The organism is Cytobacillus sp. IB215665 (assembly GCF_033963835.1).
Lineage (GTDB): Bacteria > Bacillota > Bacilli > Bacillales > SM2101 > Nanhaiella.
Genome location: NZ_JAXBME010000017.1, coordinates 23,259 through 47,996, shown reverse-complemented (window position 1 = coordinate 47,996; position 24,738 = coordinate 23,259). Strand labels below are relative to the sequence as shown.

Genomic DNA, 24,738 nt, shown 5'->3' with positions numbered 1-24,738 from the left:
TGAGGTGAGAATAAAATGAGGAAAAAGCACGAAAAATATTTGTATCAGTTGACGTTTTTACCCCGTTTATTGCCTGTGAATAGCTATCTTGTCGAGGAAGATAATGAATTGACATTAATTGATGCAGCCTTGCCCTACAGTTTCAAGGAGATTTTGCGTACTGCTGAATCAATTGGTAAACCGATTACCAAAATATGTTTAACCCATGCCCATGATGACCATGTTGGTGGTTTAGATAACTTGAAAAATAAACTCCCAAATGCCAAGGTTTATATCTCAAGTCGTGATGCTAAACTATTAGCTGGAGACAAATCTTTACAAGCTGATGAACCAAACACTCCTATTCGAGGTGGAGTTCCTAAAGGTATTCAAACAAAACCAGATGTGCTACTTAATGAGGGAGATGCAATTGGTTCATTACTAACAATTTCGACTCCTGGGCATACCCCAGGTTCCTTAACCTTCTTAGATACACGTACAAACACATTAATTGCTGGAGATACATTTCAAATAAGGGGAGGAATAGCTGTTGCTGGACAATTAAGAGTTTCGTTCCCCTTCCCAGCAATGGCAACATGGAACAAAGAACAAGCACTTCAAAGTGCAAAGAAGCTAATGAAGTATAAACCAGCCTTACTAGCAGTTGGTCATGGAAACCTACTAAACAATCCATCCTCAGCAATGAATCATGCTATTCGAGAAGCTGAAAGAAAGATCGGTTAATTCAATTGACAAAGGAGTATGAGCATGTCACCTAGAACAGGTTTAGATTTACAAACAATATTACAAACTGCAGCAGAGATTGCAAATGAACAAGGGCTTGAAGCAGTAACATTAGCTGTATTAGCAAAAAAGCTGAACATTCGTCCTCCATCATTATATAACCATATTGATGGATTACCTGGATTAAGGAAACAGCTAGCCATTTATGGACTTGAGAAACTTCATAATGAACTGACAAGTGCTGTAATAGGGATCGCAGGGGAAGATGCTGTACATTCATTAGCGAAAGCTTACGTGAACTTTGCTCGTTCGAACTGTGGATTATATGAAGCGACATTAATGGCACCTGATGCATCTGATGAAGGAGCACAAAAGGCAAGCCGTAACATCGTTAACCTTGTGTTAGCTGTCCTGCAAACTTTTCGATTAGAGGATGAAGCCGCACTTCATACCGTTAGAGGTCTAAGGAGCATCTTACATGGATTTTCTTCATTAGAGCAGCATGCTGGGTTTGGATTGAATCTGAGCCTTGATGATAGCCTGCATTATATCGTAAGCACATATCTTAATGGTATTAGCAAAATGCAGAAATAACAGTGATTGATGATTAGGCTTGTTTGTATGGAGCGTGGAGGGGGCTCTATGTTTTGTGTCGGAAGATTTTTTAATCATTAGAGGTAGATTCATAGCCAGATTCGTAATGGTTCAGTTAATAGGTCTCCGGATTTTCCAACATCTTAGCAAGTTATATCCAACATCGTTATGATAAAATGATAGGAAGTAAGTGCTGTTATTGAAAGGGTGTATGAGAATAAAATGGAAAACCATAGTTTACTTTTAATAGATGGGTTCAATATATTAAGTAGGTGTTATTTTGCAACTTCTTATGGTAGGGATGAGGATCAGCTTGCAAAAAATAGCCAAGGGTTATACATTAACGCGTTACGAGTCAAGTTTAATAAAATCTTTGCGTTAATTGAAGATCTACGAGCGACACATGTAGCAATCGTATGGGATGTAAAGCGTGATGAAGTCATTAGGCGTGACATGTTTGAAGATTATAAAGCGACAAGAGGCGAACTACCGGACCCTCTGATTCAGCAATTCGAAACGTCAAAAATAATACTTGATAAAATTGGGATTTCTCAAATTTCTGTAGATCGCTATGAAGCAGATGATGTAATAGGGGCTTTAGCAACAAAATGGAGTCGCGAGCATCAAAAGCAGTGTTATATATACAGTAATGATCGTGACTTATTACAGTTATTAGATCCAAATATTTCACAAGTTATTGCAATTAAATCTAAAGGTGATACCATTTACAGATTACAAGACTTTCATAATGAATACGAAATATCTCCAAATCAATGGGTTGATGTGAAGGCATTATTAGGGGACAAAAGCGATAATATTCCCGGCGTCACTGGTGTTGGTGAAAAAGCAGCACTTCCTTTAGTGAAAATGTATGAAGGCATAGATAAACTATATGAACAAATTGATGGTCTAGATAAGTCCTTCAACCGATATAAGAAAAAATTAATTGCAGGCAAGGAAATGGCTTTTTTAAGTAAGAAGTTAGCTGAAATTATTGTCGATATACCACAAATCAATGAATTTGATATTTCTGAACTTCTTCTTCAATTAGAAGAAGAGATGATTCACGAAGAGTTTGAAAAATATGGATTGAAAGCAAAGGTTAAAAGATAGTAGAAAAACCGTGGCAATAGCATACTTGTAAGCACATGAGATGTAACGAATTTTCATGTGTTTTTATTTTAGTAAGAATCTTCTTACTAACTTTATTAGAATAGTAAAATGAGGTGATATGCGTCTTTCGTCTGCTATAGAGAGTTAAAGGTGCCATGAATACAAGTTGGTATGCGTATTTATTTCTTAATACGAAAAACAACAACCAATGCGAAAACAATTTATTTGTATGGGAGCTTCATAGGAATGTCAGTGTTATAAAGAAGGTTAGCTCATATAAAAAGAAAACAACCATTTTGTTATTAAATCTAGTATAAAAATATGATATAATTACTAAAATTTAGCAAATAAACATAGTGTTTGAGGAGAAAAAATATGGGCTATATCATGGATTTAAGAAAGTTAGTAGGTAATCGTCCACTGATTATGGTAGGTGCATGTGTCATTCTTTTTGATAAAAGTAATAGAGTATTATTACAATTGCGCAAAGATAATCGATGTTGGGGGTTGCCAGGAGGCTCTTCAGAGATGGGAGAAACGCTAGAAGAAGTGGCAAGACGTGAGCTGTTTGAAGAAACAGGGTTAACAGCAAAGTCTCTTAAGCTGTTTAATGTTTTTTCAGGTGAAGAATATTATTATAAATATCCAAATGGTGACGAAGTGTATAATGTAGTTTCAGTTTTTATATGTACTTCATATGATGGTGTGTGTAAGAAGGGTGTAAGTGAAGTGGCTGATCTACAATTTTTTCATCTTAATGAACTCCCAGAAAATATAAGTCCACCTGATTACCCCATTATAAAGGAGTATTTGCAAAAAGAAGCTCTTTATAAAGGAGAATAACATTTTAAAAATTAGAAGTAACAACAATTATGCATACAACACAAAGGAAAGGTAATCGCAGATGAATTATATTAAGGATATGAGAAAGCTCATCGGTCACCAAACTCTTTTTACCGTTGGCTGTGGAGTAATTATCCAAGATGGAGAAAGAATTTTATTACAGCATCGAACTGATGAGGATAATTGGTGTATCCCTGGTGGGGTTATGGAAGTAGGAGAGTCGTTTGAACAAACAGCTAAAAGAGAAACGTATGAAGAAACCGGCTTACAAGTACAGAAATTAGATTTATTCGGTATATATTCAGGTGAAGCATGTTTCGTTAAATATCCTAATGGTGATCAAGTTTTTAGCGTGCAAATCATCTTTAAAGCGAGCTGTTATAAAGGAGAATTAAAGCAAATGGATATTGAAAGTCGGGAGCATAGATTCTTTTTGAAAGAAGAGCTGCCCCCAAAATTAAACCCACGTCAAAAAGCTTTTATTCTCGATTGGGCGGAGAAAAAGCAGTTACCTGTTATTAGTTGATAATGATACTTATAAAAAACAACTAAGCCTCATTGTGTTTAACCAAGGGTTTTTTGTATTATGATCCTTCTAAAAAAAGATTAGATAAATAAAATATTGTAATAAGACTAACAAAACTACCTTGCCCTAATAAAGCGATACAAAGAATTTTCTTTTTTGATAGTCGATCAATAACTGGCCCGAAAGAAATTGTATAGTTATTGGCAGTATGGCAATGGCACTAGTAGTCCCTATTAACATTGGTGAATTCGATATAGTCTTCACATACCATATAGTAGCGATCATATAAAAACTATCTGCAAAATTTGTTATAACTCTTCCTATTAGTAAAATCATTAATTGTTTATTCATGTTATTCCTCCTCAATTAAGCAAGAATGCCTTTATTAGATTGCTAAATAAGTAAAAAGGTGGACCTCGAAAATAAGATGTCTAATGGTCGAAGGGGTTTAGAAAAATTGTAAGAATTATTATTAGCTCATTATAATAATAGTTGATGGTAATTTTTTCATAAATTTAATAAAATTTCAATTTATGCATTGTATCATAAACTAAAGTATTGTAGAATAATAATTATATTTTTAATAGAAGGGTAGGGTAGAATGATTGGTAAAAAAGCGCCTGAACTAGGTAAGGGTAAGATGTTCTAGTTGACGAGGAGGAGGTTTATCGATTTTTCGGCGGATACCTCCCGGTTGCATTGACTACAACCGTAATCATATACGAAAACAAAGAGGTGACTTTTTGGACAATCGTATATGTGTAATCGACAAAAAATTAACTTGCAAGGGGACGAGAGCAGTCCTCTAAAATTCTTGTCCCTTTGTGTTGGAGGGCATTATATGGATAGCATTATTTTTGATTTGGACGGTACACTTTGGGATTCTAGTCGTGAGATTTTAACTTGTTGGAATGATGTATTAGCTAGGTATGATGAAGTTAATTACAGTATAACAGTAGACGATTTAACTGGCACGATGGGCTTGCAATCCAAGGAGATTGGGGAAAAGCTATTCCCTCATCTTGGGTCAAGTTTGCAACAACGAATATTAGCAGAATGCTGTCAAGTTGAATGTAACCACTTAGCAAATCACGGTGGGGTACTATATGACCGTGTGGAAGAAGTCCTTAGTGAGTTATCTCAAACTTACAAATTGTTTATCGTTAGTAATTGTCAAGACGGCTATATCGAAGCATTTTACAAATATCATAAGCTAGATAAGTATTTTATTGATTATGAGAATCCTGGAAGAACTGGGCTATCAAAAGGTGAAAATATCAAGCTGGTCATCAACAGAAATCAATTAGTAGACCCGATTTATGTAGGTGATACTGAAGGTGACCGAACAGCAGCGAAGTTTGCGGGAATACCGTTTGTATTTGCTAAGTATGGGTTTGGTGAAGTTACTCAATACGATTATAGTGTCGATACATTTGATGCAATAAAGGAACTATGAAATGTTTCTTACTAATGATATAGTCTGCTGAAATCAATTTTGATTCAGCAGGCTTTTTCACAGCTAATTTAATCTAATTTAGTATTTAGTAATGCCAATAATTCTTCAATATGTAATCAAAAATCACTTACTTAATTATGCTATAATCAATATAAGTGCTAAATTGGATGTTACTGCGAATAATTAAAACTAATTTAAGTGGTAAGAATGTCTGTGTAAAATTATTGACTTCTATCATTTAAAGAGCTTCATTAGTTATATTGTATAGATTCATACATGAAAGAGAGTGAAAAGAAATGGGTCGTAAGTGGAACAATATTAAAGAGAAAAAAGCATCAAAGGATGCGAATACGAGTCGTATCTATGCTAAGTTTGGTCGAGAAATTTATGTGGCTGCCAAGCAGGGTGAACCAGATCCTGAAGCAAACCAAACTTTAAAATTTGTTCTAGAGCGTGCAAAAACCTACAATGTGCCGAAAGCCATTATTGAACGTGCCATTGAAAAAGCTAAAGGTGGTTCTGATGAAAACTATGATGAACTTCGTTATGAAGGATTCGGACCAAATGGATCTATGGTCATTGTAGATGCATTAACGAATAACGTAAACCGCACTGCATCAGATGTACGAGCTGCCTTCGGTAAAAATGGTGGTAATATGGGTGTCAGTGGGTCAGTTGCATATATGTTTGATGCAACAGCTGTTATTGGTTTAGAAGGTAAAACAGCTGATGAGGTACTCGAACTATTAATGGAAGCTGATTTAGATGTTCGTGACATATTAGAAGAAGATAACGCTGTTATCATTTATGGAGAACCTGATCAATTTCATACAATACAAGAAGCTTGTACAAATGCAGGTATCACTGAATTTTCAGTAGCAGAAATTACAATGCTTGCACAAAACGAGGTAGAACTTCCACAAGATGCACAGGTGCAATTCGAGAAGTTAATAGATGTATTAGAAGACTTAGAAGATGTTCAACAAGTTTATCACAACGTTGATATTAAATAACAAAGGGGGACAGCCCCCCTTTTTTGCTTTGACGTGTTAACGTTGAGGGGACAGCCCCCTTGTTATTTCATCCATTGATTTGTCATTGTTTATTTGCATAGAAAGTGTGATCGTGTAGTCATTTGGATCTTTTAAAATGAGTTCACGTGCATTCCATGGTTGGTCAATGGGACCTTCAATTACTTTAGTATTCGCTGCTAAAGCTCTTTCGAAAAATTGATGAACATCCTCTACTGATAGGTTTACAACGATCCCCTGTTTACTACACTTATCTTGGCTATTATCCTTCAGCAACAAAATATCTTAATACTTTTCACCACGAATATGAGCCATAATTGTGTTACCCTCCTTATCTGGTAGCTCGAATATTGATTTAAAGTCGATAACCTCGTTGTACCATTTCAGTGAATAATCCATGTTTTCTACTGAAAGTTTGACGAATAATGGCATTGGATAATAATCCATGTTACTTCCTCCCTTGACTGATGATAATTCAAAGATACGCCATCACGTTACGTGAGGGTCAAGAAGTTAAAAGTAACTTAGTATCTCATCTCTTCAATGAATATTTCTTCCCTAAACAATATTTATATACTTCAAATTAGTAGTTGATAAAATAGTTGAAGACCTATTGTATGGTATCGTACTATTTAAATATATTGATAATTTTAAGGGGGATTTTAATTTGATTAAAGGGATAGGTCACACCGCTTATACTGTTAAGAATATGGAGAAATCGCTTCATTTTTACTGTGATATTTTGGGGTTTCAAAAGTTATTTGAATTAAAGAATAGTGATAATGAACCTTGGATTGTTTATTTAAAAATAAGGGAAGGGCAGTTTATTGAGTTATTTTATGGTGGTAAAAAAACGAATAAAGTAGATGGAAGTACAATTGGTTATGCTCATTTATGCTTAGAAGTTACTGACATCCATGAAATTGCAAATCATTTAAAGAAAAATGACTTAAAATTAGATGTAGAGCCTATGCAAGGGTTAGATTTAAACTTTCAATGTTGGGTTAAAGATCCCGATGGTAATGCAATTGAATTTATGCAAATGAACCCTGATTCGCCACAAATGAAGAATTAAGCTGCGTGGTTAGTTTTTACTTTTCGTAAAAAATTTAAAATGGACTGTATGATGGGTTTTATAAGAGCTCAACCATTATAAAAGTAGCAAAGATGCCACGAACGCTAGATGGATATGTGCTTAACGAAAAACAACAATCAATGCGAAAACAGCCTTACATATTGACGCAAAATGGAGGTTTCATCCCATAGAGGTTGATTTTAAAGAAGAAAAGATGTCGCATGCATTAGTTGTATACGTATTTAACTTTAGTACGAACAGTTAATGCGAGAATTACCTTTTAAATAGAGAAGGGTGAGCTTTTGAAACTACGGCAAATGGCGGTGGCTTTTCTAATCAATGAGGAGCAACAAGTGTTATTTCTTCAAAAAAAACCAAAAGACACATTTCTAGCAGGCTTGTTAGTGCCAATTGGTGGCCATATTGAAGAGGAAGAAATATGTGATCCTAAATCGGCCTGTATAAGGGAGATAGCAGAAGAAACAGGTCTATCTAGTAGTTGCATAGATAACTTAACTTTGCGATACATTGTTCATCGATTGAGTGAAACTAAAGAAATAAGGATACAATATGTGTTTTTTGGCAATGTGTCTAAAGACTCTAAGTTAATCGAAAGCGATGAAGGGTCATTATGTTGGACAAATTATAATGAAATTTCTAACATTAATATCTCAGCGACAACTAAAGAAATTGCTAAGCATTATGAAAAAACTGCAAAACTATCAAAGAACGTATATGTAGGGTCAATGAAATCATTAAATGGGGATCCTGTAGTCACATGGGGGTTGTTGGAAGATTGGGAAAACCCCCGTTAAATTAACAAATCAAAGTGAATTTAGGTAGGAAACCATAGTAATAGAATTATAGCTATAAATGACTGAAAGTTAATTTGCAGTCGAAAAAAGTAGTAGGAAGTTCATCTGAGTCAACTCAAATACTATATACATAAGCGGGAGACTAATATGGAAAAGGAATTAATTAAGGTCTTTGACGAGTCCCAACATGAATGTGGTGTAGCCACTAGAGAAGAAGTACATAAATTTGGTTATTGGCACGAAACATTTCATTGCTGGTTTATTAGTAAAGATGCTGGGAAAGATTATATTTACTTTCAAAAACGGAGTGCTATTAAAAAGGATTATCCTAACCTTTTAGACATTACAGCTGCTGGACATATATTAGCTCATGAAACGATGAGCGATGGAGTGAGAGAAGTTCATGAAGAGCTTGGTATTCAAGTAACGATGGAAGAACTTGTTTCATTAGGGATCTTCAAATATTGTGTGATTCATGAACAATTAGTCGATAAGGAAATAGCAAATGTTTTCCTATTCGATTATAAAAGTAATATGGAAAACTTCAAACTACAAAAGGAAGAAGTATCAGGAATTGTGAAAGCCGATTTTAAGCACTTCAGTGAACTGTGGTTAGGAGGTAGAACACATTTAAACATAGTTGGATTTGAAATTGATGAGAATGGGAGAGGATTGCCTATAGATCAAATTGTGAGTAAAGCCGAATTTGTGCCACATGAGCAGGTGTATTATGAAAGTATTATTTCGAAAATAAATAAATACATCAAAAAAAATTGATTTAATCATTGACATTTAATAACATCGCATATATGATGATTATATCAAAAAAAATTGTTTTAAGAGATCTTTAGTAAACTTTTGGTTTATAGATGGCTGTTTGCGGATTAATTGTTGCTTATTGTAATAAGAGCTAAGCATAAAGAAACTAACTTTCGGTGGCACCTTTTCTTCTTTAAAGAAAATAAAAACATATCTATTAGTTACTTAAATTCAAGTGAAAAAAAGCAGCAAAGTTGACGAACAGAAAGACAACGCCCGTCATCGTCATATAGGAGAAAAGGTGCTAGTAGTATACTTAGAACAATATATAAAGGAGTGATAAGGTGGAAAACATTATACCATTAAATGATATATCAGCAGAACGAACATTTGAAACTTATGAAATGAAGTTTAAAGCACTTGCGGACAAAAAAAGGTTACAAATAATGAATATTTTAACTCAAAAAGGGGGTATGTGTGTATGTGATTTAGCCCCATTAGTAAATATGACTCAATCTAAATTATCATATCATCTGAAAATATTATATGATGCAAATATTTTAACAAGAGAAACGAGAGGAACATGGAGCTACTACGAGCTAAATATGGACGAAGTTAACCATTTGCTTTCTGAGGAACTATGTTGCTTATTTAGGCCAAAATCGTAATTTTTTTTAGACTATTAATCAATTTTTTTTGATTAATATATCAATTTTTTTTGATTTATAAAAATTTATAAGCCAATAATAAGGAGGAAAAAAATGTGGATTAATACATTACATAGCTTTTTGTACATTGCATTAGAATTAACAGTTTTATTTGTCGTAATTTCGTTTGTCATTAGTTTATTACAAGGCTTCATTCCATATGAAAAAATTGAGAAAAAGTTAATAGGAAAAAATAAAATAATCGCAGCTTTTTCGGCAGTCATATTTGCATTTATAACACCGTTTTGTTCATGCTCGACAATTCCAATTGTAGTTAATATGTTAAAGAAGAAATTACCTTTTGGAATCGTAATGATCTTCTTATTTGCTTCACCTGTTCTTGACCCGACTATTTTAACGGTGATGGGAGTTATTCTAGGTTGGAAGGTGACGATTATTTATACAATCGTCACAACAATGATCTCGATTATTATTGGATTTATTATTGAGGCACTAGGTTTTGAAAAGTATGTCAAAAATGTTGTAATGTCTGGTTATGAGGAACAACAGAAAAAATTTAACTTTAAACTAGCAATCAAGGAAACCATTGACCTCATGAAAAATGTATACCCATACCTTATTATTGGTGCTGCAATTGGTGCAGTTATACATGGTCTTGTACCTACAGAATGGATTTCTAGTGCATTTGGTAATGAGCACTGGTGGTTAATTCCTATTGCAGCTATCGTTGGAATTCCATTATATATCAGGCTTTCTAGCATGATTCCAATTTCACAAATATTAATAATGAAAGGGATGGCGTTAGGTCCAGTAATGGCAATGATGATCAGTTCAGCAGGAGCTAGCTTACCAGAAATCATTTTATTAAAAACAATCTTCAAAAAAGAGCTAGTTACCACCTTTGTTCTATCTGTAGTCATTATGTCAACCATTTCCGGCTTTATTTTCTATTTGATCTAACAATTAAGGTAGGAGTATCCGAGTAAGGAGGTGAAGTTGATGTTACGTTTAATAAATAAATTGATAAAGAGTGATAAAGCTGAATCAAACTGCTGTACTGTAAAGATTAAAGAAGCTAGTGACAACAAAATACAGCAAGCTAAGTAATATGACATACCATACATAACGTGTGGTATTTTTTTATTTTAATATATTTACAATTTATAGAAATTGTAGTATTATTACTTATAATAAAGTACTACGTCATACATAGTAATATGTTGTAATTGCGAGGTGAGTGCAATGAGTGAGATAAGCATTAGTCGAGAGTTAATTCGTGGAAATATTGATACGATTATTCTTTGCATACTGTTGGAACACGATAATTATGGTTACGAAATTATAAAAGCAATTGCAAAGAAAAGTAAACGAACATACGAATTGAAGGAAACTTCATTATATACAAGTCTGAAAAGACTGGAATCACAGAAGCTAATTCAATCTTATTGGGGAAATGAAAGCCAAGGGGGGAGAAGGAAGTATTATAAGATAACATCATTGGGAACAGAAACTTATCAAAAGAACCTTAGCGCTTGGAAAACAGCAAAAACGCTAATTGATCAATTAATTGAGTGAAAGGAGGCGTCAAGGTGGATTATTTAGAAAAGCATGTAAACCGCTTATTTAAAGGGTATGTGGAGAGTGCACAAATTAGAGAATTGAAGGATGAAATATTAAGTAATCTAGAAGCAAAAGTAACAGATCTTACTAACGATGGTATAGTTTATCATCAAGCAGTTAAACTTGCGACACAAAATATTGACAGTATCCAAATGTTAATTGGAGATCACAAAGATGTTTTTACAAATAAATATAAAACTGAAATGCTCCAGTACGGTTTATTGTATGTCATTATCTCTTGGATCGTCACGATACCTATGAGCATTGTTGGAATGGGTAAGCTACTGTCGACTGTTTTGCTCATTTCCTTGTTCATCATCGGGATATTGTTCTTACTATTCAGTAGTATGAAAGATGAGGCTTCCATTAATAAAGTATCAAGATACAATTTGAAATCAGCATTTTTATATAAAAAAATTGTTTGGAATATATGGATATTATTTATAGTTATTTGCTCAATAAATACAGTTGTCTTGCAGTTTGGAAGTGATATTTGGTTTGGGAGATCAATTGATATTGATGGACCATACCAATTTATGATTTTAGTTATCAGCCTTGTATTACCAGTCGTTTCAATTATTATCCCTTTACTTTTCAGTAAAGCCGTGAAGCTTATTCAAAAATATGAAGTAGGTGGCTGAAATGAATTTTAGAAGCAAATTAATTGTATTGTTATTTATTTTAGGGTTGGTGTTGTATGGAGTTGTCAATGTGATCGTATTGCCAAAAATAAATGCTAATGAAAAACAATATGTCATAGAACAACAAGACCCACTAACACATGACTTTGACCGTATTTTAAGTTATAAAAACCAATACATGGGAAATGCTGCAAATCTCGGTATGCTTTTTGATCACTTACCATTAAACGATATTCAAAGAACTTATCAATCGTATCCAGAGTTACTTACTTTTGAAATTATCTATCAGGAAAAAATATTAAATATAAGTAACAAAGAAAATGTTGAAAGAGCTTTTATTTATAATGCGACAGCTGCTTTTGCGCTCATTGATAATTTAGAAGGTTTATATTTTACACTTGATGATGAAAGGTATAAAATTTCACGTACAAGTCTTGAACAATGGTATGGGATAGATTTGAGAAGTTTAACTCATAAAAGTATATGGGAAGAAAAAATCCAAAACAGGTTAGCTGATGATAAAAATATTAAAGAAGGAATAACAACGGTATTTGAAAGAGAAACATATTGATTGTTCTTATATTCATGAGAAGTGTTGATTAAAGCTGCATAGTAAGCTTTAACAGAAAAACAAGTCGATTCCATTAGTGAAGGAATCGACTTGTTTTGTTTTATGCATTAATTACTACTTCATAATTTGGTGATAATGATCTTTCTCTCATAATTATTATTGAATCATATGAATGGAATCCAAACTGCTTCATAGTTTTCATTGCAAGACAATAAGCAAAGCAATTTTGTAACTTTATGATGGTGATATTGCTTATAACAAGTGATAACACCTTGTTTAAAGGATAATACATAGATTCACCATGGAAGGAAACGATATTGTTTAAAAGGAGGTTAACTATATGGATAATAAACATGTTAAAGCAGGAGATCAGGTGTATGTGATATATCGCAACCCTCATACCCCAAATGTTGCAAATATTGAGCAAGCAGAAATAGTAGCACATCCAGAAAATAACAATGATGTTGCACTTTTTCTTCATGAATCTTTTCATTTAATTGACGAGGATGATGCAGTTTATCCTACGTATGAAGAAGCAGAAAAAGCGTTCAATAATATATTTGATTACGAACAAGACTAAACTAACATGGCTATTGGATTTACGGTAGGTTATAACATTAATTATTCATGGGACTGAGACTTATATTTTATGTAGTTACAATTCGGACATTACGATAAGGAAGTGAAATATATGGTAAAGCCCTTTATGCCACAGCTTGTCTACTATGAACCTAATGCTATAACTTACAAGCTGGGTGAAGAGCTTTTAGATAAATTTAACGACTTAGGCGTCGAAATAAGAAAAACGACCTCTCATAATCAAGTAAGGAATATACCAGGTGAAGGTCATTTGCAACAATATCGTAACGCTAAATCAACGTTAGTGATAGGTGTTAGAAAAACGTTAAAATTTGATTCATCAAAGCCTTCGGCTGAATATGCACTTCCTTTGGCGACTGGATGTATGGGACATTGTCATTATTGTTATTTACAAACGACAATGGGAAGTAAACCTTATATTAGAACGTATGTCAATGTAGAAGAAATTCTTGATCAAGCTCATCAATATATGGTTGAGCGTTCACCAGAGGAGACAAGATTTGAAGCCTCTTGTACTTCAGATATTGTAGGGATCGATCACTTAACACATACTTTAAAACGAACAATAGAGTATTTTGGACAAAGTGATTTAGGTAAATTACGGTTCGTCACAAAATTCTCCCATGTAGATCATTTGTTAACTGCTAACCATAACGGAAAAACTCGCTTTCGCTTTAGTATCAATGCAGATTATGTCATAAAAAATTTTGAACCAGGTACGTCGCCATTATCAGATCGAATTGATGCGGCTAAAAAAGTTGTAGATGCAGGGTATCCATTAGGTTTTATTGTAGCCCCTATTTACTTGCATGAAGGGTGGAAAGAGGGATATCGAAATTTATTCATCAATCTAGATGAACAGCTACCAAAAACACAAAGAGGTGATATTACCTTTGAGATGATTCAACATAGATTTACGAAGCCAGCTAAACGTGTAATTGAAAAAAACTATCCAAAATCAAAGCTCAAAATGGAGGAAGAAGATAGAAGGTATAAATGGGGGAGGTATGGAATCGGAAAATATATCTATCAAAAAGATGAAGAGGCAGAACTTAAAGATACGTTGGAAAGTTATGTAGATCAATTTTTTCCAGAAGCAAAAATTGAGTATTTTACTTAAGCTGTTTTCGGATGGATAAACGGAGAACCTTAACTAGCAATAAAACAATAAACAATAAGCCTCTGGTGTTGATCTAGTTTGCAATATTACTTTTGTGCCATGGGCCTTTTCTTAAAAAGTTTGATAAAGTCTTGCTTTTTCCGTAGCATTTCTGGTGCCTTCTCTCTTTTAAAATTGACAATTGTAGTAAAGAAGCCTACGAAAAGAGCCTAAGAAACTATATATGAGGAGCAATTTTATGGATTTGCAAAGTGGTAAATTTTATTGGCCGACAACTTATAACAATCCTCCATCATATCCTGTGTTAGAAGAAGACATCAATTGTGATGTTCTTATTATAGGTGGAGGGAGTTCAGGTGCACAATGTGCTTATTTACTCAGTGAAACTGGTTTAAAAGTAGCTGTTGTTGATAGAAGACAAATTGGACAAGGCAGTACAGCTGTAAACACTGCTTTAATACAATATTTGGGAGATAAAATGTTATTCGAACTAGTCAATAGTTTCGGTGAACAGTCGGCTATTTTACATACAAAATTATGTGAAGAAGCAATGAATGACATCGAAAAAGCTGCAATGCAAATGAAAATAGACCCGGAATTCAACCGTAGAGATAGCCTTTATTATGCTAGTGATGAAGAAGGAGTAGAAAAGTTAAACAAAGAATATCACTTTCTTCATAAACATCATTTTCATGTCGATCTATTAACTGAAAGACAGATTAGTGAGCGGTATCCTTTTGCTAAGAAATTGGCTTTACATATTTATGATGATGGGGAAATTAATCCTTATAAATATACGCATGGTCTGCTAATGGAGTCTCAACAGAGAGGAGTTCAAATATTTGAGCGAACTAGAATTAACGGTCATAAGTTAGAGAACGGTTCGACAACTTTTTTTACAGCAAATAAACATGCTATTAAGGCTAAACATGTAATTATTGCTGCTGGCTATGAAGGATTAGAATTTAAAAAAGAAAAAAATGGGTACTTAACTAGTTCCTATGCTATCGTAACTAATCCTATTGATGACTTTTCAGGCTGGTATAACAAAACATTGATTTGGGAAACTGCTCGCCCTTACATTTATATGCGGACAACACCTGACGGTCGAATAATTATTGGAGGCTTGGACGAGAATACCCATTATGCTAATGATCGTGATTCGAAAATTATTCATAAAAAGAAGAAATTAGTAGAGGAATTCAATAAATTGTTCCCAAACATAGCAGTTAATCCAGATTATTATTTAGGTGCTTTTTATGGTGGCACCCATGATGGATTACCTATGATTGGACAATATGAAGAATTTCCAAGCTGTTATTTTATATATGCATATGGTGATAACGGAATGGTTTATAGCGGAGTGCTAGCAAACATATTAAGAGATGTCATAACAAAGGGCTCACATCCAGCAATGGACCTGTATGGAAAACATCGCGTTTCATCTATGTAGTATTAATTATTTTCTCTCAAGTGTCATGAAGGTTTAAGCTAACTAAGAGCTGTGTAGTAAAAGGGTTCGTATGCTACACAGCTCAATTTTTTTGTGAATGACAAAATGACAAATAATCTTATGCGTTGAAGGTCATACAAAAAATCATAATGAAAAATAAATTACTTTTAAAAGTAATTTATCATTGCTTTCAAAAGAAAAGAGTATTACTATATAAAGTAAGGAGGTGTTGTTATGGATAACTTAAGACTAAATGTTACATTATTGCGTAGAAGAGTTCCTAATTTAACGAGTGCTGCAAAGTCTGTAGGTTTACGGCCAGCTACTGTTTCTAATTTATGTACCGGAAAAATTCCTGTCGGGCGTTCTGAGGTTCGCACGTTGGTTGCACTTGCTTCATTGGCAGAATGTAGTTTAGACGAATTAATATTAAGAGGGGAGAAGGTTAACATGGTTGAAACGGGAATAAAAGCATTAGATTTGTTTGCACCGTTAACGAAAGGAGGAACTGTCGGTTTAGTAGCCCGTCCTGGAATGGGGCAGCTAGTCGTCATTGCTGAAATGCTCGAGCGACTAAAAAAAGAAGGCTATTATTCAATTATGCTAAAACCAGAAGGCGAGCACCCAGAAATAAATGATATCGAAAAGATTGTGGATCTCGTAATAAATTCAATCGATGATGCTTATGAAAAGATGGTTAGCATAGGGAAAGCGAAAGAAATTACTTTTGTAACAGACCGCTCTCATGTTATTTCAGGTGAAATACATCGTTTGCAAGAACGACTACACGATGTAGGAGTAGAATCCGTTACTACTTTCCTTGTAGATCTAAAGGGAGAAGCAGTCGATGAAGACTTACCTTATGGCCCTTTAGAAACGTTATGGCAATTTGACGCAGACCTTGCAGCAAGGCGTAAGTTTCCAGCAGTGAACCCCATTTTTTCTACATCCTCAGTTCTTGAAGGATCACATATTGACCAAACCCACCTTACGATTCAACAACGTGCAAGAAAATTATTACGTCGCTACCGTGAATTGCGTTCATTAGTAAATATTAAAGGAGAAAAAAGCCTACCAGCCTCTGAAGTACAGACGTATAAGAGAGGAGAACGACTTGAGGCGTATTTAACTCAACCATTCTATGTTGCTGAGTCTTATAGTGGGCAGGAAGGAATGACGGTAAGTCTTCAGGATACGTTAAGTGATGTTAGAAAAATACTAGATGGATCATTTGATTCAGTTGACGTTGAGAAGATGAGCTATGTAGGGAAACTTATTTAATTTGAGTAACAAAATATACTCATGGGATCAAAAGTCGTAGAAGTTTAATTTATATTGTGTAAATGTTAAATTGACCAAAAGCTGTTTTAAGCATGCCAACAAGTGACGTGCAAAAAACAGCTTTTTATAGGTTAAAAAGTATAAACGTATTGGAGCGTGCTTACTTTATAATTCACTTCACATTTCACAAAAGCGAAATTCATTCAGCACTTTATTTACACATTTCTTAAGATAATGCTTCAGTTAATTGTGGAACAACTTGCTTTTTACGTGAAACAACACCTTTGAGAATAGCAGTATTGTCTTGTAATGATACATTGAATGCTTTTTCTACAGCATTAGCAGATTCACCTAGTGCAATAGCAGTTGAATCATTTGTTAAAATGTCAGTTACAACGAATAAAAATAAATCTAGTCCTTTTTCATTTATGACATTTGACATCGCTGTCTCTAAGTCGCTTTTGCGAGTAAGAACATCTGCTGTATCTACTGTGTTTACTTGTGCAATTTCAACTTTAGCAGAACCCATTTGGAATTCTTTTGCATCAAGAGATATCATCTCACTAGGAGCTTTATCGCTTAAATCTGCACCAGCCTTCAGCATGTTTAAGCCAAATTCTTCAAGATTCACCTCTGCAATTTCTGCTAATTCACGTGCAGCAGCTACGTCTTCTTCTGTGCATGTCGGTGATTTGAATAATAATGAATCAGAAATGATCGCTGATAACATTAATCCCGCAATTTCTTTTTTTATTGTTACACCGTGCTCTTTATATAACTTGTTTAAGATCGTAGCTGTACAACCAACTGGTTCAGCACGATAATACAAAGGGTCACTCGTTTCAAAATTAGCGATACGGTGATGGTCAATGACTTCGAGTACACGAACTTTATCAATATCATCCACACTTTGCTGACGCTCGTTGTGGTCAACTAAAATAACACTGTTTACTTCATTTGAAACTGTTTCAACTAAACGTGGTGCATCTATATGGAAATGGTCTAAAGCAAATTGTGTTTCTCCGTTTACTTCACCAAGGCGTACAGGCTCAGCGTTCATTCCAATTTGTGTTTTTAATTCCGCATAAGCTATTGCAGAACAGATTGTATCTGTATCTGGATTTTTGTGTCCGAAAATGAGTGTTTTTTCCATTCATATTCTCCTTCACTTATTCTTAATTAATAGGGTTCCAGTGGAAATCCTTTATTAAAATATGAGATATATATACTAACAACATATTTTATCATATATGAATACTTACAATAAAGATTTATATCGAAAACGAGCTGTAGACTGTGTTATTTATTATGTTATGATTGGTGAAAAATAGATAGGAGAGTAGAGATGTCATACATATTAATTAAGAATGGTAAAATATACAATCCTAACTATCACGGAAAAGCAGACATATTAATGATTAACGATAAAATCGTGAAGATAGCTGAGGATATTTCTGTAGAACATGATCTATTTGATATGGAAGTCATCAATGCAATGGGCAAGATCGTCGTTCCAGGGTTTATAGATCAACATGTTCATCTAATAGGTGGTGGTGGCGAACTTGGTTTTTATAGTAGAACACCTGAGGTGGTGCTATCTGATCTTGTGAAAAATGGCATCACTACAGTCGTTGGATTGCTCGGAACAGATGGTGAAACAAGGCATATTGAATCCCTCCTCGCTAAGGCTCATGGTTTAGAACATGAAGGAATAACGACATTTATTCATACAGGTTCATATACAATACCGAGTGTCACGATTACAGGTAGTGTGAAGAAGGATATTATGTTTATTGATAAAGTAATTGGTGTGAAGGTTGCGCTTTCAGATCATCGGTCTTCACAAATGGCAGATCAAGAAATGATTCGTTTAGCTTCTGAGGCAAGAGTAGCAGGTATGTTAAGTGGCAAAAGTGGTATGGTGCATATCCATGTTGGAGGTGGAGGCGCTCGACTTGATCAGTTATTACGAATTGTAGAAGAAACAGACATTCCTATTACTCAATTCATGCCTACACATGTTTCAAGAACGAAGGGGTTACTTGAACAAGCCATTCAGTTTGCACAAGTTGGTGGTCGTATTGATATATCAACATACGCAGAGGTCTATAACAATGACGAAATCCTACCGAGTGATGCAGTAGTAGAATGTTTAAACCATAAAGTTCCGGTCGAAAACATTACGATAAGCTCTGATGGGAATGGAAGCTTACCTGTGTATGATGAAAATAGCAACATCATTGGGTTAGATGTAGGTAAAGTGGATACTCTATACACTGTTTTTAAGCATTTAGTTACGAAGAAGAATATCGATTTAGCTGATGCTTTAAAAATCGTAACCTCTAATGTTGCTAAAGCAATTGGTGCGTATCCACATAAGGGTTTGTTAAAAGAAGGTAGTGATGCAGACATTGTTATTCTAAATGAACAAACTCTTAATATTGAACATGTATTTGCAAAAGGACAACAGATGGTCAAGGATGGGCAAGTAATTGTGAAAGGAACATTTGAATAATTTGATATATGTAAAAAGGTACTAAGCATAACATTGTATAGTGCCTTTTTCGCTGTTTTTGTATAAAGGTGAATGAAATAAGAGTTGAAGATAACTCTGTTAATGGCGAGTTATACATAAATGACGTTTAAGTTATTACTTCTAGAATTTAGACCGCAACTTTAGTTAAAGTTGTTGGAAGTAAAAGAAGATAAGAAGTATACTGTTCATGAAGTTGTAACACCTATACGGGTATAGGTAATATATAATATAGTTGTAAATAAAATTTTTAAGTAAGGAGGAATAAAAAGTGAGTGCGCAGCAACCATCTATAGGCATTATCCTAATGAGTGACGAGCTTGAAAAATTACATGCAGGTGCATTAGTCGGGTCAGTAGCATCGATGTCAGGAATGAAGGTAAATGTTTTTGTAACAATGACCCAAGGTTCACAAGTCATAACCATGTAAGAAAATATTTATTGGAGGTGTTATTACTATGGCTGATGTTATGATCACAAGGTCTATTGATGCTCGTGGCTCATATTGTCCAGGTCCATTAATGGAGCTTATTAAATCCATTAAAACAAGTAAGATAGGTGACATTATTGAAGTTCTTTCATCCGACAAAGGATCGGCTGTTGACATTCCGGAATGGGCCAAAAAAATGGGCCACGAAATAGTTTATTTAAAAAGAATAGATGAAGAGTACAAAATAGCGGTCAGAAAAATGAGATAAATTTATGTGATTTGAAGGAAGGAGAGGTGTTTTTCTCCATGAAAAAAAGGATTGTTATCATCGGTGCAGGTAGTGGTGGCATGATGGTAGCGAATAAATTGGCACGGCAGTTAAATGATGAAATAACAGAAGATAAAGTTGAGGTTCAATTAATTTCTAATACAGAACAGCATATTTATCAGCCTGGTTATTTATATGTTGTATTTAATGAAAAAGCCCCTGAACATTTTATCCGTCAGCAAGAAACACTCGTCCATAGAAATGTTCATTTACAATTTGATGATATTGAAAAAATTATCCCTGAAAAAAAATTTGATAAAGTCAAAGACAACTCAATATTCCTACGATGTTTTAGTTATTGCTACTGGCTCTCACCCTAATTTTAATAGTATCCCTGGTTTACAAGAGGGGGCAGATAATTTCTACACACTTGAAGGGGCTATTAAATTACGAGATAAGCTAGTAGATATGAAAAAAGGTAAAATTCTTATTACGATTGACGTTCCTCATAAATGTCCTGCAGCTCCTCTAGAATTAGCATTAATGTTAGAAGATTATTTTAGTAAGAGGGGTATAAAAGACGACATTACGATTAAATACACATATCCAATAGGTAGAATTCATTCATTGCAACCAGTGTCAGCTTGGGCAGAACCGGAATTTGAGAAACGCAATATAGAATTCGAGTCATTTTTTAACGTAGAATCAGTTGATCCACAACGCAAGGTTGTAATGACAATGGATGGTGAGGAGCATTCTTATGATCTACTCATTTCTATTCCATCTCATGAAGGGGCACCAGTTGTTGTAAATTCAGGACTCGGTGATGAGATCGGCTTCATTCCGACAGATCGTTATACATTAAAAATGGCAGGGTCAGATAATATTTATGTGGTAGGAGATGCCACTAACTTACCAATTAGCAAAGCTGGCTCCACAGCACATTATCAGACAGAAGCGTTAGTACCTAATATTGTGAATCGTGTTAAAGGTTTACCTGAAACTCATAGATATAATGGTAAAGTCGCGTGTTTTTTAGAAAACAGTTTAGAGGACGCAAGTATGATTACATTCGACTATCATACACCACCTAAACCAGTTGCCACTTCTGATTTTCTTCATTGGTTCAAGCTAGTCTATGGTGAGTTATATTGGCTAAACGCAAGAGGAATTTTGTAAAGAAGGTGTTCATATTGAGTACTAGTGAGCAAGGAGAACACTTAGTGGTTGATCAAACGAGTGATAAAATAAAGCAATTATTGGATGCTGTTAGTCAAGCAACAACTGGAGAAATGGTTTCAGAGCTAGCTCATAAAACGGTAAAGATTACTGAAGTAGCTGATCAAATAATTCAGCCTGAAACTATAGAATTATTGACAACTCTCGTTGAAGTAAGTAAAAGTTTACAACAGACGTTAGTTGAAATTAAGCAGCTAGAAGAAAATGGTGTATTAAAAAGTTTAGCTCAATTGGCTGAGCTAATAAATGGTATGAAACAAGCTATGACTAGTTCTATGGTTAGTGATATGTTTGAAAAATCAATAAAAATGATTGAAGTAGCTGATGTAATGTTACAGAATGGTTCAATTAATATGGCTGAAGGTGTAGTTAACGCTTTTAACAAAGCACAATTAGATCGTAAAGGAAAAGATCCATTAACTGCAATGCAACTTTCAAGATCAATGTTTGATAGAGAGACAAGAGAAGGTTTGAGTTTACTGTTATTTTTTTTGAAGTCCCTTTCAACAGAACTGAAATAGGCTCAAAACCATTAAGGCAACATATCCAGTATGTTGCTTATTTTATTAGTACAAAAAAATAAATACATATATAACGAATCTACGTGGTATCTTTTGAAAGCAATCCTTTATAGTGATTCTAACAACAAAGTAAATATAAACAGCCGTTATATAAAATGAAACCTTTTAGGTTGTAGTCCGTATACAAAGATATATTCAAGAGGGAGGTGAATACAGATGTTTGTTGAATTGATAAACAATATATTCCCTTATATATTTTCACTTAGTTTACTTATTACTACTGCACTTGTAGTGTCAGCAGTCATTTATATTTCTAAGCAATATGTAAATAAACATCAATTTTTTAAAAAAGAATACTTACAATCAATTCATCTATCTCCTTTACTTGATCAACAAAAATCAGGAGATGTTAAGCTGATACAAAATTGGATCAATTCAAAAATAAAAAGGAAAGAATCTCCTGATGACGATTCAGATTGTTTTCCGGTCTCATTAAGAACAAAATTACAAATGAGACGAGGAGGAAAACTGTGGTACGTCAGTCTGTATTCACAATTCTTAAGAAAAAGAGTAGTTTATTAGTTATCATTGGGTTGGTCTTGTTAAGTGGCTGCCAAGCAACGGCTGAGCCAATAGATGCCAATACATCTGGATGGTTTAATCATTATTTTGTGTATACATTTTCTTATTTAATTCAATATATTGCAGCCTTGTTTAAAGATAGCTATGGATTATCTATCATTGTGATAACAATCATTATTAGGCTAATTTTAATGCCTATGATGATTAAACAATACCGTAACCAATTGAACATGAAAGAAAAGATGAACATGATCCAGCCGCAAATGAAGGAATTACAACAAAAGCTTAAAGACAAAGCTAAGAAGCCTGATGAACAAAGAAAGCTGCAACAAGAGATGTTAGAACTTTATCAACAGCATGGGATTAATCCTTTATCCATTGGCTGTCTACCAATGATCATACAATTCCCAATTTTAATTGGCTTCTACTATGCGATTCAGCGCACACCTGAAATCGCTACCGATTCATTTCTATGGTTTAACCTCGGGCAACCGGATATAATTATGGCGCTCATAGCGGCATTCGTTTATTTAATTCAGTATAAAGTATCGCAAATGGGCATGAATTCACAACAGCAACAACAATTTGCGTTTATAGGTTATGTGTCACCAATTTTAATTGGCTTATTTTCGTTAACTGCTCCAGCAGTTTTACCTCTGTACTGGGCAGTCAGTGGAGTATTTATGATTTTTCAAACTGTCATTGCGAACGTTCTTTTTAACAAGAGGCTAATGCCAAATGGCAATGTTGTAGAATAATTAATGATAGACAGATTTTTTATCCCCTCTATTGCCGGTTTATAATCTTAGCATTCTCATTTATAATTATCGTAATCTTAATAGGAGAATAGAGGGGGGATATTAATGAAGGAAGTTTATATTTTATTAACGGATACCGGTACAACACTTAATAGAACAATTAAACTTGTCACACATGCCCCTTATAATCATGCTTCAATAGCATTAGATAAAGAGTTGAACGAAGTGTTTAGCTTTGGACGTAAACAACCAATTAACCCTCTATACGGTGGATTTGTACAAGAGGACTTTGTGAAAGGTACATTTAGTTGGTACCCTGAAACAACGTGTGCTATTTATAAATTATATGTAAATGAACGTATATATAATAAAATGCTGCGACTTATTGCAGCTTTTAAAAAAAATGAGAAATGGTACTATTACAATTTTATAGGATTGTTTGGTGTACCTATTAATTATCCGATTGAAGTTCCTTCATCTTATTTTTGTTCTCAGTTTGTTGCAGAGATTTTGAGGCGTAGTGGCATTAAACTTTTTAATAAGCCTAGTTCACTAGTCTCACCAAATGATTTCCGAAACGCTAACAAACTAGATTTAGTCTATGAAGGAAAAATTTATGACTATCCTGAATTAAAGCTTAGTTATAATCCAAAAAAATATAATAGTTTTCCATTTCGAAAGTATGTAGCTCAACAATTTATAGCAGCCTTTGAAGGAAATAGTGATGAAAGAGAATATTATTTTCGAGATGGATTTGTCAAACCGAAAAAAATATTGTTTGAAAGAAAGATAAGAGATGCTTCATCTATCATTAAAAAATAAAGGCACTTTTTGAAAGCTTTGTTAATATAATGGCTAAATAAGGACAGATGAAACGACTGATAGCTGTTCATTTCGGATTTAATTTTAGCTGCTTTCACAGCCTATAACATCAAACTACACCTCCAATGTTACTCATTAGTAATAACAGGAGGTGTAGTTTTTTTACGATAATAAATATAGAAAGAGTGCTAGTATTTAATCAAACACTTTGACAGTAGACGCTTCAAAATCTAAGAGTTCGTTAGTTGTTTGTTCTAGTAATGCAACATTAAATAGATATTCCCCAGGTTTGTTGAACGTACCAATAATGTTGGCACATGTGTTTAGTATAACAGGGTCAAAGATATGAACACCTACTTCATTAAACTCTATTGGAGTCCCATCACTAAATACAAATTCTATATCATTAGCTTGTTCGTGATCTCCTAGTGCTACTAATACTTTTGTATCTATATCTGCATCAGTAGTAGAGAAGGTACACACTTGAATAAATTCTTGCACCCCAACTTCTGCATTTATAGGTTCTCTAAGTCGGACACAAAACGCCAGTTTTCATACACCTCCTTATATAAAACTACTTTAGTATATGAACTGATCATTTAAGAGATTGGACAAAATATGTAATTTACAAAAAAAGGTATGTGTCTTGGAGCATAGGTCTACTTGTATAGAGTAGGAATATAGTTTGTAGTTTGT

The 24,738-nt window shown here is 34.0% G+C and carries 32 protein-coding genes; 28 read left to right on the top strand and 4 right to left on the bottom strand.

Annotation, left to right across the window (positions count from 1 at the left end; translation table 11 throughout):
- The first annotated feature begins 15 nt into the window (after positions 1–15).
- The 7 genes from SLH52_RS17925 to SLH52_RS17895 all read left to right on the top strand — a co-directional run bounded on the left by SLH52_RS17925 (position 16) and on the right by SLH52_RS17895 (position 6,268).
- Positions 16–723: an MBL fold metallo-hydrolase gene (locus tag SLH52_RS17925; protein ID WP_320210640.1), complete on the top strand. Its 708-nt coding sequence runs from the start codon at positions 16–18 to the stop codon at positions 721–723.
- Positions 724–747: 24 nt separating this feature from the next.
- Positions 748–1,317 carry a TetR/AcrR family transcriptional regulator gene (locus SLH52_RS17920; protein WP_320210639.1) on the top strand — a complete coding sequence of 190 codons (570 nt, stop codon included), beginning with the start codon at positions 748–750 and terminating at the stop codon, positions 1,315–1,317.
- Positions 1,318–1,539: 222 nt separating this feature from the next.
- On the top strand, positions 1,540–2,430 hold the full coding sequence (locus SLH52_RS17915) for a 5'-3' exonuclease (RefSeq protein ID WP_320210638.1): 891 nt from the start codon (positions 1,540–1,542) through the stop codon (positions 2,428–2,430).
- A gap of 375 nt (positions 2,431–2,805) precedes the next feature.
- Positions 2,806–3,273 carry an NUDIX hydrolase gene (locus SLH52_RS17910; protein ID WP_320210637.1) on the top strand — a complete coding sequence of 156 codons (468 nt, stop codon included), beginning with the start codon at positions 2,806–2,808 and terminating at the stop codon, positions 3,271–3,273.
- 61 nt (positions 3,274–3,334) lie between these two features.
- Positions 3,335–3,799 (top strand): NUDIX hydrolase, encoded by a 465-nt coding sequence (locus tag SLH52_RS17905; protein ID WP_320210636.1) that lies wholly within the window; start codon positions 3,335–3,337, stop codon positions 3,797–3,799.
- An 841-nt stretch (positions 3,800–4,640) separates the two neighbouring features.
- A complete protein-coding gene (locus SLH52_RS17900; RefSeq protein ID WP_320210635.1) occupies positions 4,641–5,255 on the top strand; it encodes an HAD family hydrolase in 615 nt (204 codons plus the stop codon).
- A 296-nt stretch (positions 5,256–5,551) separates the two neighbouring features.
- Positions 5,552–6,268, top strand: coding sequence for a YebC/PmpR family DNA-binding transcriptional regulator (locus tag SLH52_RS17895; protein ID WP_214484193.1), 717 nt, complete (start codon positions 5,552–5,554; stop codon positions 6,266–6,268).
- 36 nt (positions 6,269–6,304) lie between these two features.
- On the opposite strand, the gene SLH52_RS17890 is transcribed toward SLH52_RS17895, so the two are convergent.
- A complete protein-coding gene (locus tag SLH52_RS17890) occupies positions 6,305–6,562 on the bottom strand; it encodes a VOC family protein (RefSeq protein ID WP_320210634.1) in 258 nt (85 codons plus the stop codon).
- Positions 6,563–6,571: 9 nt separating this feature from the next.
- The gene (locus SLH52_RS17885) at positions 6,572–6,733 is read right to left on the bottom strand and encodes a hypothetical protein (protein ID WP_320210633.1); all 162 of its coding nucleotides are present in this window, start codon (positions 6,731–6,733) and stop codon (positions 6,572–6,574) included.
- 220 nt (positions 6,734–6,953) lie between these two features.
- On the opposite strand from SLH52_RS17885, the gene SLH52_RS17880 reads away from it, so the two are divergent.
- The 12 genes from SLH52_RS17880 (at position 6,954) to SLH52_RS17825 (ending at position 16,889) form a co-directional block, all read left to right on the top strand.
- The gene (locus SLH52_RS17880; protein ID WP_320210632.1) at positions 6,954–7,361 is read left to right on the top strand and encodes a VOC family protein; all 408 of its coding nucleotides are present in this window, start codon (positions 6,954–6,956) and stop codon (positions 7,359–7,361) included.
- A 302-nt stretch (positions 7,362–7,663) separates the two neighbouring features.
- A complete protein-coding gene (locus SLH52_RS17875; protein WP_320210631.1) occupies positions 7,664–8,176 on the top strand; it encodes an NUDIX domain-containing protein in 513 nt (170 codons plus the stop codon).
- A 147-nt stretch (positions 8,177–8,323) separates the two neighbouring features.
- Positions 8,324–8,953, top strand: coding sequence for an NUDIX hydrolase (locus SLH52_RS17870; protein ID WP_320210630.1), 630 nt, complete (start codon positions 8,324–8,326; stop codon positions 8,951–8,953).
- A gap of 386 nt (positions 8,954–9,339) precedes the next feature.
- Positions 9,340–9,603 carry a metalloregulator ArsR/SmtB family transcription factor gene (locus SLH52_RS17865; RefSeq protein WP_320210698.1) on the top strand — a complete coding sequence of 88 codons (264 nt, stop codon included), beginning with the start codon at positions 9,340–9,342 and terminating at the stop codon, positions 9,601–9,603.
- Positions 9,604–9,696: 93 nt separating this feature from the next.
- Entirely contained in the window at positions 9,697–10,563 is an 867-nt protein-coding gene (locus SLH52_RS17860) for a permease (protein WP_320210629.1), read from the top strand.
- Positions 10,564–10,845: 282 nt separating this feature from the next.
- Positions 10,846–11,178 (top strand): PadR family transcriptional regulator, encoded by a 333-nt coding sequence (locus tag SLH52_RS17855; RefSeq protein WP_320210628.1) that lies wholly within the window; start codon positions 10,846–10,848, stop codon positions 11,176–11,178.
- A 14-nt stretch (positions 11,179–11,192) separates the two neighbouring features.
- A complete protein-coding gene (locus SLH52_RS17850; RefSeq protein WP_320210627.1) occupies positions 11,193–11,864 on the top strand; it encodes a hypothetical protein in 672 nt (223 codons plus the stop codon).
- Position 11,865: 1 nt separating this feature from the next.
- Positions 11,866–12,435, top strand: a complete 570-nt coding sequence (locus SLH52_RS17845) for a DUF4825 domain-containing protein (protein ID WP_320210626.1) — start codon at positions 11,866–11,868, stop codon at positions 12,433–12,435.
- 340 nt (positions 12,436–12,775) lie between these two features.
- Positions 12,776–13,015: a transcriptional regulator SplA domain-containing protein gene (locus SLH52_RS17840; protein ID WP_320210625.1), complete on the top strand. Its 240-nt coding sequence runs from the start codon at positions 12,776–12,778 to the stop codon at positions 13,013–13,015.
- A 111-nt stretch (positions 13,016–13,126) separates the two neighbouring features.
- A complete protein-coding gene (splB, locus tag SLH52_RS17835; protein WP_320210624.1) occupies positions 13,127–14,155 on the top strand; it encodes a spore photoproduct lyase in 1,029 nt (342 codons plus the stop codon).
- Between the two features lie 238 nt (positions 14,156–14,393).
- The gene (locus SLH52_RS17830) at positions 14,394–15,608 is read left to right on the top strand and encodes an FAD-dependent oxidoreductase (RefSeq protein ID WP_320210623.1); all 1,215 of its coding nucleotides are present in this window, start codon (positions 14,394–14,396) and stop codon (positions 15,606–15,608) included.
- A 234-nt stretch (positions 15,609–15,842) separates the two neighbouring features.
- Positions 15,843–16,889, top strand: a complete 1,047-nt coding sequence (locus SLH52_RS17825) for a hypothetical protein (RefSeq protein WP_320210622.1) — start codon at positions 15,843–15,845, stop codon at positions 16,887–16,889.
- 226 nt (positions 16,890–17,115) lie between these two features.
- Here SLH52_RS17825 and SLH52_RS17820 read toward each other — a convergent pair whose 3' ends face one another.
- Positions 17,116–18,042: a manganese-dependent inorganic pyrophosphatase gene (locus SLH52_RS17820; RefSeq protein WP_320210621.1), complete on the bottom strand. Its 927-nt coding sequence runs from the start codon at positions 18,040–18,042 to the stop codon at positions 17,116–17,118.
- Positions 18,043–18,234: 192 nt separating this feature from the next.
- On the opposite strand from SLH52_RS17820, the gene iadA reads away from it, so the two are divergent.
- The 9 genes from iadA to SLH52_RS17775 all read left to right on the top strand — a co-directional run bounded on the left by iadA (position 18,235) and on the right by SLH52_RS17775 (position 24,042).
- Positions 18,235–19,404, top strand: coding sequence for a beta-aspartyl-peptidase (gene iadA / locus SLH52_RS17815; protein WP_320210620.1), 1,170 nt, complete (start codon positions 18,235–18,237; stop codon positions 19,402–19,404).
- 289 nt (positions 19,405–19,693) lie between these two features.
- Positions 19,694–19,852, top strand: coding sequence for a hypothetical protein (locus tag SLH52_RS17810; RefSeq protein ID WP_320210619.1), 159 nt, complete (start codon positions 19,694–19,696; stop codon positions 19,850–19,852).
- A 28-nt stretch (positions 19,853–19,880) separates the two neighbouring features.
- The gene (locus SLH52_RS17805) at positions 19,881–20,120 is read left to right on the top strand and encodes a sulfurtransferase TusA family protein (RefSeq protein WP_320210618.1); all 240 of its coding nucleotides are present in this window, start codon (positions 19,881–19,883) and stop codon (positions 20,118–20,120) included.
- A gap of 38 nt (positions 20,121–20,158) precedes the next feature.
- A complete protein-coding gene (locus tag SLH52_RS17800) occupies positions 20,159–20,500 on the top strand; it encodes an FAD/NAD(P)-binding oxidoreductase (protein WP_320210617.1) in 342 nt (113 codons plus the stop codon).
- The gene (locus SLH52_RS17795; RefSeq protein ID WP_320210616.1) at positions 20,433–21,299 is read left to right on the top strand and encodes an FAD/NAD(P)-binding oxidoreductase; all 867 of its coding nucleotides are present in this window, start codon (positions 20,433–20,435) and stop codon (positions 21,297–21,299) included. The genes SLH52_RS17800 and SLH52_RS17795 overlap by 68 nt, the downstream gene beginning before the upstream one ends.
- A gap of 44 nt (positions 21,300–21,343) precedes the next feature.
- Positions 21,344–21,880 (top strand): hypothetical protein, encoded by a 537-nt coding sequence (locus SLH52_RS17790; RefSeq protein ID WP_320210615.1) that lies wholly within the window; start codon positions 21,344–21,346, stop codon positions 21,878–21,880.
- 216 nt (positions 21,881–22,096) lie between these two features.
- A complete protein-coding gene (locus SLH52_RS17785; RefSeq protein WP_320210614.1) occupies positions 22,097–22,462 on the top strand; it encodes a hypothetical protein in 366 nt (121 codons plus the stop codon).
- Positions 22,411–23,220, top strand: a complete 810-nt coding sequence (gene yidC, locus SLH52_RS17780; RefSeq protein ID WP_320210613.1) for a membrane protein insertase YidC — start codon at positions 22,411–22,413, stop codon at positions 23,218–23,220. Before SLH52_RS17785 ends, yidC begins: the two co-directional genes overlap by 52 nt.
- A 105-nt stretch (positions 23,221–23,325) precedes the next feature.
- The gene (locus SLH52_RS17775) at positions 23,326–24,042 is read left to right on the top strand and encodes a hypothetical protein (RefSeq protein WP_320210612.1); all 717 of its coding nucleotides are present in this window, start codon (positions 23,326–23,328) and stop codon (positions 24,040–24,042) included.
- A gap of 195 nt (positions 24,043–24,237) precedes the next feature.
- Here SLH52_RS17775 and SLH52_RS17770 read toward each other — a convergent pair whose 3' ends face one another.
- A complete protein-coding gene (locus tag SLH52_RS17770) occupies positions 24,238–24,543 on the bottom strand; it encodes a hypothetical protein (protein WP_320210611.1) in 306 nt (101 codons plus the stop codon).
- Positions 24,544–24,738 lie beyond the last annotated feature (195 nt).